Below are 14,461 nucleotides of genomic sequence, written 5' to 3' on the forward strand. Positions count from 1 at the left end.
CTGCTTTGTTCCAAGGGCAAATCAGGACAGGCAGCGGATTGACGCGGGTTGCCACCAACCCCGGCGCCGATTCCTCCGAAGATTTGTCCACAGCGTGCCTGCCCGATCCGCCACGGATATGCCGCCAGATGCCGACAGGGGCTTTCGTCACGCCGTCCGTGTGCCTAGTCTGCACCGAAAGACGCCATGTGATGATCAAGCCGATGCAAGACGACCTGCCCGCCAGCCAGATCACCCACGCGCCCCTGGCCGGCGTGATCGGCATGCCCATCGCGCATTCGCGCTCTCCGCGCCTACACGGACATTGGTTGGCCCGCTATGGCCTGCCCGGCCATTACGTGCCGATCCCGGTAATGCCCGAACATCTGGCCGAAGTTCTGCGCATCCTGCCGCGTGCCGGTTTCGTCGGCGCCAATGTCACCATTCCCCACAAGGAGGCGGTCCTGACGCTGGCCGACACGGTCACGGACCGCGCGGCCCTGATCGGTGCCGCCAACACGCTGATCTTTCGCCCCGACGGCAAGATCCATGCCGACAATACTGACGGCTATGGCTTCATCGCTAACCTGCGGCAGAACGAACCCGACTGGCAGCCCGATCTGGGCCCTGCCGCGGTGATCGGTGCGGGGGGTGCGGCACGGGCGGTGGTCGCCTCCCTGCTGGACAGCGGCGTCAAGGAGTTGCGCATCGCCAACCGGACGCGGCTGCGGGCGGAACAGATCAAGGCAGAGTTCGGGGCGCGCCTGGTCGTCTATGATTGGGCCCAAGTCGGCAACATGCTGGAAGGCGCATCCACCGTCGTCAACGCCACCTCGCTTGGGATGGATGGAAAACAGCCGCTGCGGGTGCCGCTGGACGCGCTGTCGCCCGGTGCCTTGGTCACAGACTTGGTCTATACCCCGCTGATGACCCCCTTCCTGACCGAGGCGCAGGCCCGCGGATGCCGCGTGGTCGATGGTCTGGGAATGCTGCTGCACCAGGCGGCCCCAGGCTTTGAACGCTGGTTCGGCCAGCGCCCCGATGTCGATGACGAAGCGCGGCGGGTCGCGCTGGAATGACCTTTCGTCTTGGCCTGACCGGCAGCATCGGCATGGGCAAATCCACCACGGCACAGATGTTCCGCGATCTTGGTCACCTGGTCTGGGACGCGGATCAGGCCGTCCATCGTCTGTATGCCCCGGGCGGATTGGCCGTGGCGCCGGTCGCCGCCGCCTTTCCCGCGGCCTTGGCTCAGGGCGGAATCGACCGGGGCGCGCTGAGGACCGCGCTTGCCGCCGACCCTGCCGCACTGGCGCGGCTGGAGGGGATCGTCCACCCCCTGGTCGCACGGGACAGGCAGGATTTCCTGGCGCGACATGTGGGCGCACCCCTGGTCGTCCTGGACATCCCCCTGCTGTTCGAAAGCGCGCATCCCCCCGATCTGGACGGGGTCGCGGTGGTGTCCACCGATCCTGCCACTCAGGCGGCCCGCGTGCTTGCGCGTCCGGGCATGACGCGCGATACGCTGGCCATGATCCTGGCACGCCAGATGCCCGACGCGGACAAACGTGCGCGCGCCGACTGGATCATTCCGACCGACAGCCTGGATGGCGCCCGTGCCGCCGTCGCCCGCATCGTGAACGAGGTTGCCCCCCATGCGTGAAATTGTCCTGGACACCGAAACCACCGGCTTCGATGCCGAGGGTGCCGACCGCATCGTCGAGATCGGCGCGCTGGAGCTGATGAACCACCTGCCCACCGGGCGCACCTTCCACGTCTACATCAACCCTGAACGGTCGATGCCCAAGGAGGCGTTCGACGTCCACGGCCTGGGCGACGACTTTCTGCGCGACAAGCCGAAATTCGCGGCGATCGTCAGTGATTTCATGGACTTCATCGCCGACGACGCCAAGCTGGTGATCCACAATGCCAGCTTCGACATGAAATTCCTGAACGCTGAACTGAAACGCGCGGGGCACAAGCCGCTGCCATGGTCGCGGGCGCTGGACACGCTGATGCTGGCCCGCGAGAAGTTTCCGGGATCGCCCGCGACGCTGGATGCGCTGTGCCGCCGCTTCGGCGTGGACAATTCGGGTCGCGAGCTGCACGGTGCCTTGCTGGACAGCGAACTGCTGGCCGAGGTCTATCTGGAACTGATCGGTGGCCGCCAGCCTGACCTGGTCCTGGACAAGCCCGGTGCACAGGACGACGCTGCCCGCAGCCCCGATGGCCAGATGCGCCCGCGCGCCGCGCGTCCCCGCCCCCTGCCGCCCCGCCTGACCCCGGACGAGGCGCAGGCCCATGCCCAATTCGTGGCCAAGCTGGGCGAGGATTCGGTCTGGGCGCGCTTCGCCATGACCTGACGGCGGTCTTGCGCGGGCCGGTTTCGCGGACCATGCTGACGAAAAGGGATGCGGGGCGGGATGCTGGACTGGCTGCGGGATCTGGGATCATTCTGGGGCGCCATCTTCGAACGGATGGACAAGACCCACATGACGCTGATCGCGGCGGGCGTCGCGTTCTATGCGATGTTCGCGGTGTTTCCCGGACTGGCCGCGATCATCGCGCTGTGGAGCCTGTGGTTCGACCCGATGGTCGTCCTGACCTATCTGGACGTCGCGCATGAATTCCTGCCGGACGGCGCGTCCGACATCGTCGACGACCAGGTGACCACGCTGACGCAAAATGGCCAGACATCGGTCGGGTGGACGTCGTTCGTATCGTTCATGATCGCCACCGTCGCGGCGCGGGCGGGGGTGGACGCCCTGATCCGCGGCTTGAACGCCGCCTATGGGGTGCGGGCGCATTCGACGATCTTCGGCTTCGTGCTGGCCTATGCGCTGACGTTAGTGATTGTCGGGATCTCCCTTGCAGGGCTGGCGACGATCGTCGTGGTGCCGGTGCTGCTGAACTTCCTGGTCTTTGCGCCCGTGCGGGCATCGCTGCTGACGGTGCTGCCTTGGGCGGGGATGTTCCTGCTGGTGATCGTGACCATCGGGGTGCTGTATCGCTACGGTCCCAACGTCAAGACGCCGCGCACCCCGATCTTCACCTGGGGGGCGCTGTTCGCGGCCGTGCTATGGTCGGCAGGGTCGATCGCGTTTTCCGCCTATCTGGGCAGCTTCAACAGCTATAACCGCATCTACGGCTCGATCGGGACCGTGGTGGCGCTGTTGATGTGGTTCTATCTGGCGGGGTTCTCGGTGCTGCTGGGTGCGCTGATCAATGTCGAACTGGCGCGGCGTCGTCGGATGCGTGCGGCACGCGAGGCACGGCGCGGCTTTGACGAACTGCTGGCCGAGAAGGCAAAGTGAAAAGGGCGCCCGGTCGGGGCGCCCCTGTCCTTGTCCTCAGGCGTTCAGGCCCTCGGTCGAGGCAAAGAACATCGCCTGGCTGACCGCCGAACGCACCTGCTCCTCGCTGTAGGGCTTGGAGATCAGGAAGGCCGGCTCCGGGCGGTCGCCCGTCAACAGGCGTTCCGGGAATGCGGTGATGAAGATCACCGGGATGTCGCCCATGCTGCCCAACAGCTCGTTGACGGCGTCGACGCCCGACGATCCGTCGGCCAGCTGGATGTCGGCCAGGATCAGGTCGGGACGGTGCTTGCCCGCCAGCTCGATCGCGGCGGTGTGGGTGCGGGCGACGCCGGTGACGTCATGGCCCATTGCCTGAACGATGCCCTTCAGGTCCATCGCGATGATCATCTCATCCTCGATGACCATGACCTTGCCGCGCAGCGCCTGGCCCATCTCGTTCAGGGCGATCTGAACCAGTTCCTCCGCCTCGGCGGCCTCGATCTGCATCACGCGGGCGATTTGGTCGGCGCGCAGCTCCTCGATCGTGCGCAACAGCAATGCCTCGCGCGAGTTTGGCGTCAGGCCGCGCAGATGGCCCTGGGCCCGGCGTTCACGTTCGGACATCTCGGCATCGTCCACCGGCTGGCCCGAGCTTTGCCAGATCACGTGGAACGTCTTGAACAGCGCGATGCGCAGGTCGTCTTCGCCGTCCAGAACGCTGCGATCGGTCAGGATCGCCTCCAGCGTGGCGGCTGCATAATTGTCGCCGGCGCGCTGGCTGCCGGTCAGGGCGCGCGCGTAGCGACGCAGAAACGGAAGCTCGCGCCCGATGGATTGGGCCAGATCGGCAACAGTCATTACACAGTCCTCTTAAATCGCGTATTGCAGGGAACCAACTGAACCCCCTATCGGTTGCATGCTGTGCGCACAAGTTTGTCGGGACTGACACGAATATGACACCAAAGCGAGACGACCGCAGGAGAGCGGCTGTGGAAAAACAGATCGATGAGAACCTGAAACGCGTCTATGAGCAGGATGCAACTGACCAGATCCCCGATCGGTTTCTGGAACTGCTGAAGAAGTTGAAGGAACAGGAATGATCCGTTTCCCGGCCCGGCGTTCCTCGATCCCCAAGCTTTCCGGTGTTTCATTTCCATGACCAATTCCCCTTCGGTTCATCCGCGCGACCAGCTGGTCGATCACCTGCCCGCATTGCGGGCCTTTGCGCTGTCGCTGACCCGCGAGGGGGCGTCGGCCGATGATCTGGTGCAGGACACCATCGTCAAGGCGTGGACGAACATGGACAAGTTCCAGGCCGGAACGAACCTGCGCGCCTGGCTGTTCACCATCCTGCGCAACACGTTCTATTCGTCGCGCCGCAAGACCAAGCGTGAGGTCAGCGACAGCGACGGCATCCATGCCGCCCGCCAGGCGACGCGGCCCGACCATGACGGGCGCCTTGCCCTTCGCGACTTCCGCGCGGCCTTCGACAAGCTGCCCGACGAACAGCGCGAGGCACTGATCCTGGTCGGCGCATCGGGCTTTTCCTACGAGGAAGCGGCCGAGATGACCAAGGTCGCCGTCGGCACGGTCAAGTCGCGCGCCAATCGCGGGCGCCGGAAGCTGGCTGAACTGCTGCACCTGGAACAGGGTGAGGAGTTGAGCATGACCGACCAGGCGACCCTGGCCGTCATGGCGCAGAACAACTACAGTTCTCGCTGAGGCGGGCGGTGTGCTGAGGCGGATCACCCAACGGATGGAATTCACGCGGCGTCTCGGGTTTCGGCTCGGGGCGCTGTTGTCCATCGCGATCCTTCCGATCGGCCTGATCTCCCTTGTCCAGAACCTGCACCTGTCGCGCGAGGCGGAACGCAGCGCCGAAATCGCGTTGCTGGGCCGGACCGCATCGGCCGCCGCCGGAGAGCGGGCTCTGCTGCAAAGCGCATTGGGGGCCGCCGACGCCCTGGGCCCCGCGATCCTGGAAAGCGCGGGCCAGCCCGGCATGTGTTCGGATCTGCTGCGCAATTTCGTGCAGCGCAGCGGCACCTATCGCCATGCGGCCTTCGTGCCGGTGGACGGGCGCGTCGAATGCAGTTCCGCCGGGCCGGACGACCCGCAGCTGGACCTGTCGAACAGCGACATGGTCCGCGAGTTCATGCAGAACCCGATGACCGCCGTGACCGCCATGGCCCAGGGGCCGGTCAGCCGGGAACCCGTCGTGGTCGTGCTGCAGCCCCTGTATCGCGACCGCGAATTCCTGGGCCTGACCGCCCTGTCCCTGACGCAGGAGCTGCTGCGTTCGACCCACGCGATGGATTTCGGGACCGAAGGCGCGCGTATCCTGACCTTCAACAATTCCGGCCGCGTGCTGATCGCGGATACCAGCCAAGGCGACGACCCGGCCCAGCTGCTGCCCCGCGACGTGCCCCTGGTCAGCCTGCCCGGACAAGGCGAGGCGACCTTCCGCACCCGCGCCAATAGCGGAGAGATGCGCGTCTTCACCGTCGTGCCGGTGGTCCCCGGCCTGGTCTATGCCCTTGGCAGCTGGAGCCCCAGCATCGCCGGCGTCGGGCTGTTCCAGCTGTCGCGCTTTGGCGCGGTCATGCTGCCGGTGGCGCTGTGGGTCGTGTCGCTGGCGGTCGCCTATTTCGCGGTGTTCCGGCTGGTCCTGCGCCACATCACCGTCCTGCGCGGACAGATGCGTCGTTTCGCCATCGGCAATCGTGACAGCCCGCCCCCGGTCCTGGCCGATGCGCCGACCGAGATCGCAGATGTCAGCCAGACCTTTCACAACATGGCCCGCATCCTGATCCGCGACGAAGAGGCGATGGAGCAGGCCGTCGCCGAAAAGACCGTCCTCCTCAAGGAGGTCCATCACCGGGTCAAGAACAACCTTCAGTTGATCGCCTCGATCATCAATATGCAAAGCCGCTTGATCGACGACCGGGACGCCAAGCGCGTGCTACGCTCGGTCCAGGACCGGGTGGCGGCGTTGGCCACGATCTACCGAAACCTGTATCAAGCCGAACAGCTGGATCAGGTCTATGCCGACCGGTTGATCACCGACATCATCGCCCAGCTGACCACCGCATCGGCCAGCGCAGGCCGTCACCTGCAGGTGCAGACCGACATCCAGCCGCTGACGATGCTGCCCGACCAGGCGGTGCCGCTGACCCTGCTGACGACCGAAGCCTTCACCAACGCCATAAAATACGCGGGCAATCCGGCGGATGGCGGCGATCCGTGGGTGCGCGTGTCGTTGACCTCTCCCACGCCGGGGCAGGGCCTTCTGGAGGTGGTGAACTCCACCGGCCCGGACGAGGCCGCGGGCGGCACCGGCTTGGGCAGCCAGCTGATCGAGGCGTTCTCGATGCAGCTGGAAGGCGATGTCACCACCGATTCCCAGCCCGGCGCCTATCGCCTGGCGCTGACCTTCCGGCTTGGCCAGGCCGGTTCCGCGGGCGGTAACAGCCCGCGACAGGTCGTCCTGACATCGGCGGCGCGGGCCGGATCGCGGCATTAGCGCCGCGCCTGCGTGCAATTCTGCGTGGCCCGCTCGCGCCATGCTTGCACCGCAGGCCGTCAGGCTTATCTTCGGCGCATGGAACGGGAACAAACATATGATCTGTCGACCGGCGAAGGGCTGATCGCCTGCCCGCTCTGCGACGCCCTGCATGTCCAGGAGGATCTGGACGTCGGAGAGACCGCGCGCTGCATCCGTTGCGGCACGGTCCTGGCCAAGCCGCGCGACGGCGCGTTCGCGCAGCTGATCGCGCTGGCCTTCACCTCGATGGTGCTGCTGGTGGGGGCGGTGTTCTTTCCCTTCCTCGAGGTGTCGGCGATGGGCTTCGGCAATGCCAGCTCGCTGTTCGACGTGGCTTTGGCCTTTGCCGACGGGGTTCTGCTGCCGCTGGTCTTGGCGGTGCTGGCGATGATCATCGGCCTGCCGATCCTGCGGGCGTTCCTGCTGCTCTATACGCTGGTCCCGCTGGCGCAGGGGCGTCCTCCGCATCGCCACGCGGCCATCGCCTTCCGCTGGTCCGAGCTGCTGCGCCCCTGGTCCATGGCCGAGATCTTTGTCATCGGCACCGCGGTCGCGCTGATCAAGGTCGCAGGTCTTGCCACCGTCCATCTGGGCCCGGCCTTCTGGGCATTCTGCGCGCTGATCTTCGTGAACCTCGCCAGCCGCGCCTTCATGTGCCAGACCTCGATCTGGGACGCGATCGAGGATACCGGTATGAAGACCGAGTATCAGGCCAAGACCCCCGCCCCCCTGACCGCCCCCGGCGACGCATGAGCGCGCCTGCCGGACAGTCCGATGCCCCCGTCCTGACCGCGCATCGCGCCGGTCTGTCGGGGTGCCACCGTTGCGGCCGGGTCTGGCCCCAGGATCAGGCCCGCTGTCACCGCTGCGGCGCGCATCTGGTCGCGCCCGACCGGCGCGGCCTGCAGAAGGTCTGGGCGTGGTGGCTGGCCGGGCTGATCGCCTATATCCCCGCCAACGTCTTCCCGATGATGAGCACCCAGACCTTCGCGGGCCTTGCCGGCAACTCCGAGGCGACGATCCTGGGCGGCGTGGTCGAGCTGATGCATTACGGCAATTACGACATCGCGCTGATCGTCTTCGTGGCCTCGGTCATCGTGCCGGTGGGCAAGTTCCTGGCCATCGCCTGGCTGGCCGTCGTCGCGGGCCGCCCGGCCAGCGTGGACCAGGCCCATTCGCGGCTGAAGGTCTATGAGGTCGTCGAATTTATCGGTCGCTGGTCGATGATCGACGTCTTTGTCGTGGCCATCCTGTCGGCGTTGGTGCAGCTGGGCTTCGTCGCCTCGATCCGGCCGGGACCGGCCGCGGTGTCCTTTGCCCTGTCGGTTGCTTTCACGATGCTTTCTGCGCAAAGCTTTGACGCACGATTGATCTGGCGCGGCCTGCCCTTGCGCACCCGCCGCGAACCCTGACCACCTGCATTTCCAGTACGAACGCCCAAGGATCACGACCTCATGACGGACACACCCCCGCCCCTGACGCCGGCCAGCCCGGTGCGCAAGACGGCCGCCCGCGCGGCCCAGGCCGGTATCAACGTCATCTGGATCGTGCCCATCGTGGCGCTGATCGTGACGCTTGGCATCGCCTGGAACGCGTTCCGCGACCGGGGCAGCGTGATCGAGATCGAATTCGCGGACGCCACCGGCATCACGCCCGGAGAGACCACCCTGCGCTTTCGCGAGATCACCGTGGGCGGGGTCGAGGGGGTCAAGTTCACCGACGATCTGTCGCGGGTCGTGGTGTCGGTCCGCGTGGACACCGACGTGGCGCAGTTCATCGATGCCGACGCGTCCTTCTGGATCGTCCGCCCGCAGGTCAGCGCCCAGGGGGTCACCCGTCTGGACACGGTCCTCAGCGGCGCCTTCATCGAGGGTTACTGGGACGCCGAGGTGTCCGAGCCGGCCGCACGCTTCACCGGACTGGACCGCCCGCCGCTGATCCGCAACGATCAGCCCGGCACCTGGGTCACCCTGTCGATGGAGACCGCCGACGGCCTGTCCGAAGGGGCCCCGGTCCTGTTCCGTGGCGTTCAAGTTGGTCGGCTGGAGAACATCCGCGTGGATTCCGGCACCGACCGCGTCATCGTGGACGCCTTTGTCGAGGCGCCCCATGACGCGCGGCTGACCAGCGCGACCGTCTTCTGGGACACGTCCGGCTTCTCGGTCTCGCTTGGGACGCAGGGGGTGGCGCTGAACGTCAATTCGCTGTCGTCGCTCCTGCAGGGCGGCGTGGCCTTCGAGACCTTCGTCAGCGGCGGCGCGCCCATCGAACCCGGACAGGAATTCGCCGTTCAGGTGGACGAGGGCACGGCCCGCACCGCCCGGTTCGAGGATGACGATACCCGCCTGCTGCGCGTGGGGATCCTGATCGACGACAGCGTCGAGGGCCTGTCCACCGGCGCCGATGTCCAGTTCCAGGGCCTGCGCGTCGGTCGCGTGACCGACCTGGCCGTCAGCCTGACCGAGGATGAGCAGGGCAACACTGTGCCGCGCCAGCTGGTCAGCATGGTGATCTCTCCGCGGCGGATGGGCCTGCCGGACGGATCGACCGCCGATGACGCGCTGGCCCTGCTGACCGAGGAGGTCGGCGACGGCCTGCGCGCGCGCGTGGCCAGCGCCGGATTCCTGGGCACCACCCTGATGGTCGAGCTGGTCGACATGCCCGATGCGGCCCCGGCGACGATCGACCTGGAAACGGGTCCGAACCCGCTGATCCCTTCGGTGCCCGGCGATCTGGACGATTTCACCGCCAGCGCCCAGGGACTGGTCAACCGCATCGGCAACCTGCCCATCGAGGAGCTGCTGACCTCGGCCCGCGACACGCTGGACGGGATCACCGCGCTGGCGACCTCGCAGGATACCCGCGCGATCCCCGGTGCGCTGCGCGAGGCGATCGAGGGGGGCAGCGTTGCCTTGGCCGACATCAGCGCCATCACGGGCGACCTGCGGCAGGCCGAAAGCGGCCAGACCCTGGCCCGGATGCTGGACGAGGCCTCCGCCGCCTTCACCGCCGTGTCCGAGGCCGCCGTGGGCGTCCCCGAGATGGTCGAACAGATCGACAGCGCCGCAGCCTCGGTCGAGGAGTTCGGCTTTGCCGAGATCAGCCTGCAGGCCGAGGGAATCCTGGCCGACCTGCGCGCCATGCTGGGCAGCGAGGATGCCGAACAGCTGCCGCGCAACCTGTCCAACGTGCTGGAATCGGCCACGGGCCTGCTGGACGACCTGCGCGACGGCAACGCCGTGGGCAGCCTGAACAACGCGCTGGACAGCGCCAGCCAGGCCGCCGACCAGATCGCGGCCTCGGTCCAGCAGCTGCCCGACCTGCTACAGCGCCTGCAGGTCACCGCGGCGCGGGCCGACACGCTGTTTGCCAGCTATGGCGACCGGTCGGCCTTCAACAACGAACTGATCGGGGCGCTGCGCGAGCTGCGGCGTGCCACCTCCTCCATCGGCTCGGTCGCCCGGCTGATCGAACGCAACCCCCGCGCCTTCATTCTGGGACGATAGACATGATGCTGCCCCACCGCGCCCTGCGCCTGCCCGCCCTGCCCATCGCCGCCCTGATCGGGGCGTCCCTGCTGGGCGCCTGTTCCAATCCGGAAAAGACCGGGCGTTTCCTGATCGACCCCCCGGTGGCCGGGGTCCAGGTGCCCAACCGCCTTGGCACCGCGGAACTCAAGGACGTGTCCCTGCCCGAATACGCCGCCGACCAAGAGGTCGCGTTCCAGACCGGCGACGGTGCGGTGCGGTCCAATTCGGACAACCTGTGGGCGGACGACCCGGCCCGGTCCTTTACCACGACGCTGGCCCGCGCGATCAGCGACGTGTCCGGCGCCACCGTCATCAGCGAGCCCTGGCCCTTGGCCCAGCCCCCCGCCCGCATCCTGGAGGTGCGCGTCGAACGCGCCCTGGCGCAGGCTGACACCACCTATCGCCTGTCGGGGCGGTATTTCGTGTCCGACGACGGCCTTTCGGGGGGCGGCACGAACCACGCGCGCAGCTTTGACATCCGCGTTCCGATGACCGCGCAGGGGCCGGCCGCGACGGCGGCCGCGGCCAGCCAGGCGATCTCGATCCTGGCACAGCAGATCGCGACGCTGTCGGGGCCGGGGGCGACCATCGCCACCACGCGTCCGGCCGCGTCCGATCCGTTCGACCTGCCGCCGCTGTTCTGAAAAAGATCGGCGGAAGGCCGCCCCAGACGGCCTTCCGCCGATCCACCCGCAGGACGGGCACCAATACCACCACACCGCTCACGACAGACGGCCCTGCAGGTATCCCTTCCGGCGCGGATCAGGCGCCGGATGTCTCGGTGGGCCCGTGGCCCAGCACCCGGATGATGACCGGCAGCACGAAATGGTCAAAGCAGGTGCGGTCCGGGTTGAAGGCGCCGGGCCGCCCGACGCCGCCGCATTCCTCGCAATCCTCAAGCGTGCCCCAACAGTTTGGACAGGCGCCAAGCGCGCAGGCCAGCATCTCCGCGTGATCGATCAACAGCTCGTTCTCGCGCTCCAGCCGCTGCAGCGCGGCCCAGCTGGGCCGGTCGGCGGTGCCGGTGGTCTGCATCCGCGCCATCGCCCGCCCGACCGACGCGCCGGGCGCCGGGTCCGCGCCCAGCATCCGCAGGGCGGCCAGCATGTCCTGGAATTCCGCGGTGTCCTTGTCCTTCATCGCCTGTCCCCCGTGCGGACGATCCGTTCGTCCTGTGCATCGTGATTCGCATGCCGCCGTGAAACCGGCGTGAAAGGATCAGTCCCGTCGCAATTCGGTCGGCAGGACCGGCACGGGAACGTCTGTCGCCCCCTGCGCCAGCCGGATGATCGCCACGCGGCTGTCGGGCCGCGCCCCGTCGGCGAGGTGTCCGGCCAGCCAGCGTGTCGCCTGAGGGGCCGCCATCGAGCTGCCGCTCATGACGGCAAAGCTGCCGCTGGTGCGGCCGCGCACGATCATGCCGGGCCGGGCCTGCGACCGGTCCACGCAGGCCAAGAGATCACCGCCCTGCGCCACCCCGATCAACGACGCATAGGCCAGCCCCCGCCCGCTCCGGTCCACCGCGCCCACCCGCAGGCTGTGCCGCCCCGTCGCATAGGCGTTCACCGTGTTCGCCCGCTGTACCCGCGCGGGGCCAGTGGCCCGCGGGTCCAGCAGGACGGGAAACCCCCGGGCGTCCATGTCGGCATAGGCTGGCTGGGACAGCCAGCTTTGCCGCGCCTCTCGCGGGAAGCCACGCAGGACGTCGTCACGCTGGACCGACACCGCGTGATCGCCGTCCCCCCGCACCAGCGCCAGCCCCCACCGGCCGGGCGGCGCCCAGCTGTCGTCCGCGGCCGCGGGGCAGGTCGGCGCCATGATCAGCGTCATGCATTCGCGCCAGCCGTCGGGATGCGGCATCACCCGATAGAACGCCCGCCCCAGGTCGCGCCCCCGCCCGTCGCGCAGCGTGCTGGACTGGTCGGGGGCGCAAAAGCGGGTCCGGGCCTCGGTCCCGCCGGGCGGCGTCAGCCCGATCCGCATGGGCCAGTCCGGTCGCGTGGGACGGACCGGCCCCCAGATCTCCAGCGGGGTCTGGGTCGCGTCGTCGGGCGGCAGTTGCCATCCGATCCTGCCTTGGGCACGCAGGGTCGCGCGCAAGCGCGCCATGCGATGATTGCCGGTGGGCAGCACCGCATGCACCGGCCCCAGTCCGGTGGACGCATGGGTCGCCAGCGCATCCAGAAAGCGTTCCGGAAGGCCCGTGCCGTCGCGCGGCCCCGCCGTCAGCCCCAGGCTGAGGTTCAGCACCACGGGCAGGCGCACGCTGTCCACAGGCAGGCCATGCGCGGCCTCGACCTGGCGGCACAGCATCCGGGCGCGGGTGATGACGAAGACGATGGCGGCCAGCAGCGGGTCCTGGGCCAGCGTGGCCGAGGTGTCCGCGATCACCCCGGGGGCCAGCGTCACCCCGATCACCGGATGATCGCGGGCACGCGGATCGTCCGGTGCAAAGCCCGCGGCCAACAGCGCCACCGCCGCGCCGTGACCCGCGGCAAAGGCCGCGCTGTGCGTCGTGCGGCGGTCCATGGCCACGACCCCGGCCCTGCGATAGACCGCATCCTCGGCCGCGATCGCGCCCGATTCCAGTCCCGCCAGCCAGCCGCCGATCCTGGCGCCCCGCAGCTCGATTCCCCATGGCAGGTCGCGGCCCGGACCGTTGGGATCGACGCGGGCATCCTGGACCCACAGCGACGCCACCCGCGACAGCGCCCCCGGCAGGCGCAGGTGCTGATGTGCGAACGGAATGGCATCGTCGATGACGGCGATGATGCAGCCCCGGTCCGGGTCCGGCAGCGCGCCCGCAGCCATCAGCGGACCGGCGCCCGCAGGGGCCGGGTCACGGTTCACCGCGTCCGGGGGCAGGACCGCGGATGGCAGGAACCAGGACCGATCCATCCGCCCGAACGCCTGCGCCATCAGCGCGGGAAGGTCGGGCGCGGATGTGGGCGGGGGGACTCGGTGTCGCCGGCACCACTCCACCAGCGCGGGCGACAGCCCCGCCGGGGCGGCACCCGGGGTGGTCCATATGGCTGTCAGCTCCACTGGTCCGCCCGTTCGTCCCGGGCGCGCGCGACCAGCGTGGCCCATAACGGTGCGGGGCGCGGGGTCAGTGCAGGTCCCCTGAGCCTTGTGGCGGGATCGGCGTCGTTCAGAATTTCGGCCAGGATGCCATAGTGGAAATCGCGCACGGCCCCGCCGTCGTGATAAAGCCGCCCGTCGAACTGCGCCCCGTGGGCGGTCGCGGCCGGATCGGCGCGGGCCAGCATGTAATGCGCCAGCTGCATCCCCAGCACCGCCCCCGCGGCGCTGTCGGCGGGGAAATGCACGCCGGCCACCGTCCGGTTCACCGCGATGCGACAGGCCAGTCGGAACAGCGGGTCGTCGGCCCGCGGCGGCGCCTGTGGGTCGTCCAGCCGCGTCAGCAGCGTGGCCAGGCAAAAGGCCTGGGTCGCATGGCCGCTGGGCAGGGTGGGATGGCTGGGACAGGCGATCATCGGCTGGATCAGGTCGCTGAATTGCGTGGGGCGCGGGCATGCCAGCGCAAGCTTGAGACGCATGACCGCGGCGGTGGTCAGGTCCATCGCACGGGCCAGCATCTCCAGCGTGGCGGGGTTTCGCGACGCCTCCAGGGGGCGGATCGCGGCAAAGAACGGCATCAGGCCGTGGGTCTGGACCTCGATCTCGGGGGCGCGGTCGGGGCGCAGTTCGGCGTAATGCCCGACCATCGCCGCAGCCTCGCGGAACTGCACCAGATCGGGCCGGTCGATCCGCACCAGCGAGGCGCAGGTTCCGTCCGCCTGGCGGCACAGCAGGCTGGCGGATGATGCACCGGCGACCCCGTCATCGGCCGACAGGGGCAGGTCCTCGGACAGTTCCGCCAACAGGATTGCGGCGCGGTGGTCCGGGTCCAGCCGCGCCAGCCGCGCACCCGGTGCCAGCATGGCGGGGGAACCGTCCCGGCCCTGCGGATCCTCGGTCCCCGCGATCGCATCGCGCGTGCGCATCAGGGCAAGGGACAAAAGCGCCACCTGGCCGTCCGGCATGTCGTCGGACTTGGCATGCTTGGCATGTTTGGCGTGGAACAGGGACATGATGCACCAGGGAAAACA

15 protein-coding genes are annotated in these 14,461 nt (G+C 68.3%); 11 read left to right on the forward strand and 4 right to left on the reverse strand.

Annotation, left to right across the window (positions count from 1 at the left end):
- The first annotated feature begins 203 nt into the window (after positions 1-203).
- The 4 genes from TW83_RS06180 to TW83_RS06195 are packed head-to-tail and all read left to right on the forward strand — an operon-like array spanning position 204 to position 3,293.
- A complete protein-coding gene (locus TW83_RS06180) occupies positions 204-1,058 on the forward strand; it encodes a shikimate dehydrogenase (RefSeq protein WP_045981968.1) in 855 nt (284 codons plus the stop codon).
- Entirely contained in the window at positions 1,055-1,642 is a 588-nt protein-coding gene (gene coaE / locus TW83_RS06185) for a dephospho-CoA kinase (RefSeq protein ID WP_045981906.1), read from the forward strand. Before TW83_RS06180 ends, coaE begins: the two co-directional genes overlap by 4 nt.
- Positions 1,635-2,342 (forward strand): DNA polymerase III subunit epsilon, encoded by a 708-nt coding sequence (gene dnaQ / locus TW83_RS06190; RefSeq protein WP_045981907.1) that lies wholly within the window; start codon positions 1,635-1,637, stop codon positions 2,340-2,342. The genes coaE and dnaQ overlap by 8 nt, the downstream gene beginning before the upstream one ends.
- A gap of 60 nt (positions 2,343-2,402) precedes the next feature.
- Positions 2,403-3,293: a YihY/virulence factor BrkB family protein gene (locus tag TW83_RS06195; protein WP_232303326.1), complete on the forward strand. Its 891-nt coding sequence runs from the start codon at positions 2,403-2,405 to the stop codon at positions 3,291-3,293.
- 36 nt (positions 3,294-3,329) lie between these two features.
- Here the strand turns inward: TW83_RS06195 and TW83_RS06200 are convergent, their stop codons facing one another.
- Complete coding sequence (locus TW83_RS06200) at positions 3,330-4,133, reverse strand: response regulator (protein WP_045981908.1); 804 nt, start codon at positions 4,131-4,133, stop codon at positions 3,330-3,332.
- A 131-nt stretch (positions 4,134-4,264) separates the two neighbouring features.
- On the opposite strand from TW83_RS06200, the gene TW83_RS06205 reads away from it, so the two are divergent.
- The 7 genes from TW83_RS06205 (at position 4,265) to TW83_RS06235 (ending at position 10,993) form a co-directional block, all read left to right on the forward strand.
- Positions 4,265-4,375, forward strand: coding sequence for a NepR family anti-sigma factor (locus TW83_RS06205; protein ID WP_231558891.1), 111 nt, complete (start codon positions 4,265-4,267; stop codon positions 4,373-4,375).
- Positions 4,376-4,430: 55 nt separating this feature from the next.
- The gene (locus TW83_RS06210; protein WP_045981909.1) at positions 4,431-4,997 is read left to right on the forward strand and encodes an RNA polymerase sigma factor; all 567 of its coding nucleotides are present in this window, start codon (positions 4,431-4,433) and stop codon (positions 4,995-4,997) included.
- A gap of 76 nt (positions 4,998-5,073) precedes the next feature.
- Positions 5,074-6,798 (forward strand): sensor histidine kinase, encoded by a 1,725-nt coding sequence (locus tag TW83_RS06215; protein WP_239441294.1) that lies wholly within the window; start codon positions 5,074-5,076, stop codon positions 6,796-6,798.
- A gap of 78 nt (positions 6,799-6,876) precedes the next feature.
- Positions 6,877-7,572, forward strand: coding sequence for a paraquat-inducible protein A (locus tag TW83_RS06220; RefSeq protein WP_045981911.1), 696 nt, complete (start codon positions 6,877-6,879; stop codon positions 7,570-7,572).
- A complete protein-coding gene (locus TW83_RS06225; RefSeq protein WP_045981912.1) occupies positions 7,569-8,231 on the forward strand; it encodes a paraquat-inducible protein A in 663 nt (220 codons plus the stop codon). Before TW83_RS06220 ends, TW83_RS06225 begins: the two co-directional genes overlap by 4 nt.
- Positions 8,232-8,273: 42 nt before the next feature.
- On the forward strand, positions 8,274-10,325 hold the full coding sequence (locus TW83_RS06230; protein ID WP_052714669.1) for an MlaD family protein: 2,052 nt from the start codon (positions 8,274-8,276) through the stop codon (positions 10,323-10,325).
- A gap of 2 nt (positions 10,326-10,327) precedes the next feature.
- Positions 10,328-10,993: a PqiC family protein gene (locus tag TW83_RS06235; protein ID WP_052714671.1), complete on the forward strand. Its 666-nt coding sequence runs from the start codon at positions 10,328-10,330 to the stop codon at positions 10,991-10,993.
- Positions 10,994-11,111: 118 nt separating this feature from the next.
- On the opposite strand, the gene TW83_RS06240 is transcribed toward TW83_RS06235, so the two are convergent.
- The 3 genes from TW83_RS06240 to TW83_RS19250 form a co-directional block, all read right to left on the reverse strand.
- Positions 11,112-11,489: a hypothetical protein gene (locus TW83_RS06240; protein ID WP_045981913.1), complete on the reverse strand. Its 378-nt coding sequence runs from the start codon at positions 11,487-11,489 to the stop codon at positions 11,112-11,114.
- 78 nt (positions 11,490-11,567) lie between these two features.
- A complete protein-coding gene (locus TW83_RS06245) occupies positions 11,568-13,394 on the reverse strand; it encodes a hypothetical protein (RefSeq protein WP_157001375.1) in 1,827 nt (608 codons plus the stop codon).
- Positions 13,385-14,443 (reverse strand): phosphatase PAP2 family protein, encoded by a 1,059-nt coding sequence (locus TW83_RS19250; RefSeq protein ID WP_052714673.1) that lies wholly within the window; start codon positions 14,441-14,443, stop codon positions 13,385-13,387. Before TW83_RS19250 ends, TW83_RS06245 begins: the two co-directional genes overlap by 10 nt.
- Between the last annotated feature and the right edge of the window lie 18 nt (positions 14,444-14,461).

The sequence above is a fragment of the Paracoccus sp. S4493 genome (assembly GCF_000967735.1).
Lineage (GTDB): Bacteria > Pseudomonadota > Alphaproteobacteria > Rhodobacterales > Rhodobacteraceae > Paracoccus > Paracoccus marcusii.

What these genes read in the sequence shown, in the direction of transcription:
- TW83_RS06225 (WP_045981912.1), top strand. Translation starts at nt 7,569, where the DNA reads ATGAGCGCGCCTGCCGGACAGTCCGATGCCCCCGTCCTGACCGCGCAT.
- TW83_RS06180 (WP_045981968.1), top strand. Translation starts at nt 204, where the DNA reads ATGCAAGACGACCTGCCCGCCAGCCAGATCACCCACGCGCCCCTGGCC.
- TW83_RS06200 (WP_045981908.1), bottom strand. Translation starts at nt 4,133, where the DNA reads ATGACTGTTGCCGATCTGGCCCAATCCATCGGGCGCGAGCTTCCGTTT.
- TW83_RS06220 (WP_045981911.1), top strand. Translation starts at nt 6,877, where the DNA reads ATGGAACGGGAACAAACATATGATCTGTCGACCGGCGAAGGGCTGATC.
- TW83_RS06230 (WP_052714669.1), top strand. Translation starts at nt 8,274, where the DNA reads ATGACGGACACACCCCCGCCCCTGACGCCGGCCAGCCCGGTGCGCAAG.
- TW83_RS19250 (WP_052714673.1), bottom strand. Translation starts at nt 14,443, where the DNA reads ATGTCCCTGTTCCACGCCAAACATGCCAAGCATGCCAAGTCCGACGAC.
- TW83_RS06240 (WP_045981913.1), bottom strand. Translation starts at nt 11,489, where the DNA reads ATGAAGGACAAGGACACCGCGGAATTCCAGGACATGCTGGCCGCCCTG.
- TW83_RS06210 (WP_045981909.1), top strand. Translation starts at nt 4,431, where the DNA reads ATGACCAATTCCCCTTCGGTTCATCCGCGCGACCAGCTGGTCGATCAC.
- coaE (WP_045981906.1), top strand. Translation starts at nt 1,055, where the DNA reads ATGACCTTTCGTCTTGGCCTGACCGGCAGCATCGGCATGGGCAAATCC.
- TW83_RS06195 (WP_232303326.1), top strand. Translation starts at nt 2,403, where the DNA reads ATGCTGGACTGGCTGCGGGATCTGGGATCATTCTGGGGCGCCATCTTC.
- dnaQ (WP_045981907.1), top strand. Translation starts at nt 1,635, where the DNA reads ATGCGTGAAATTGTCCTGGACACCGAAACCACCGGCTTCGATGCCGAG.
- TW83_RS06235 (WP_052714671.1), top strand. Translation starts at nt 10,328, where the DNA reads ATGATGCTGCCCCACCGCGCCCTGCGCCTGCCCGCCCTGCCCATCGCC.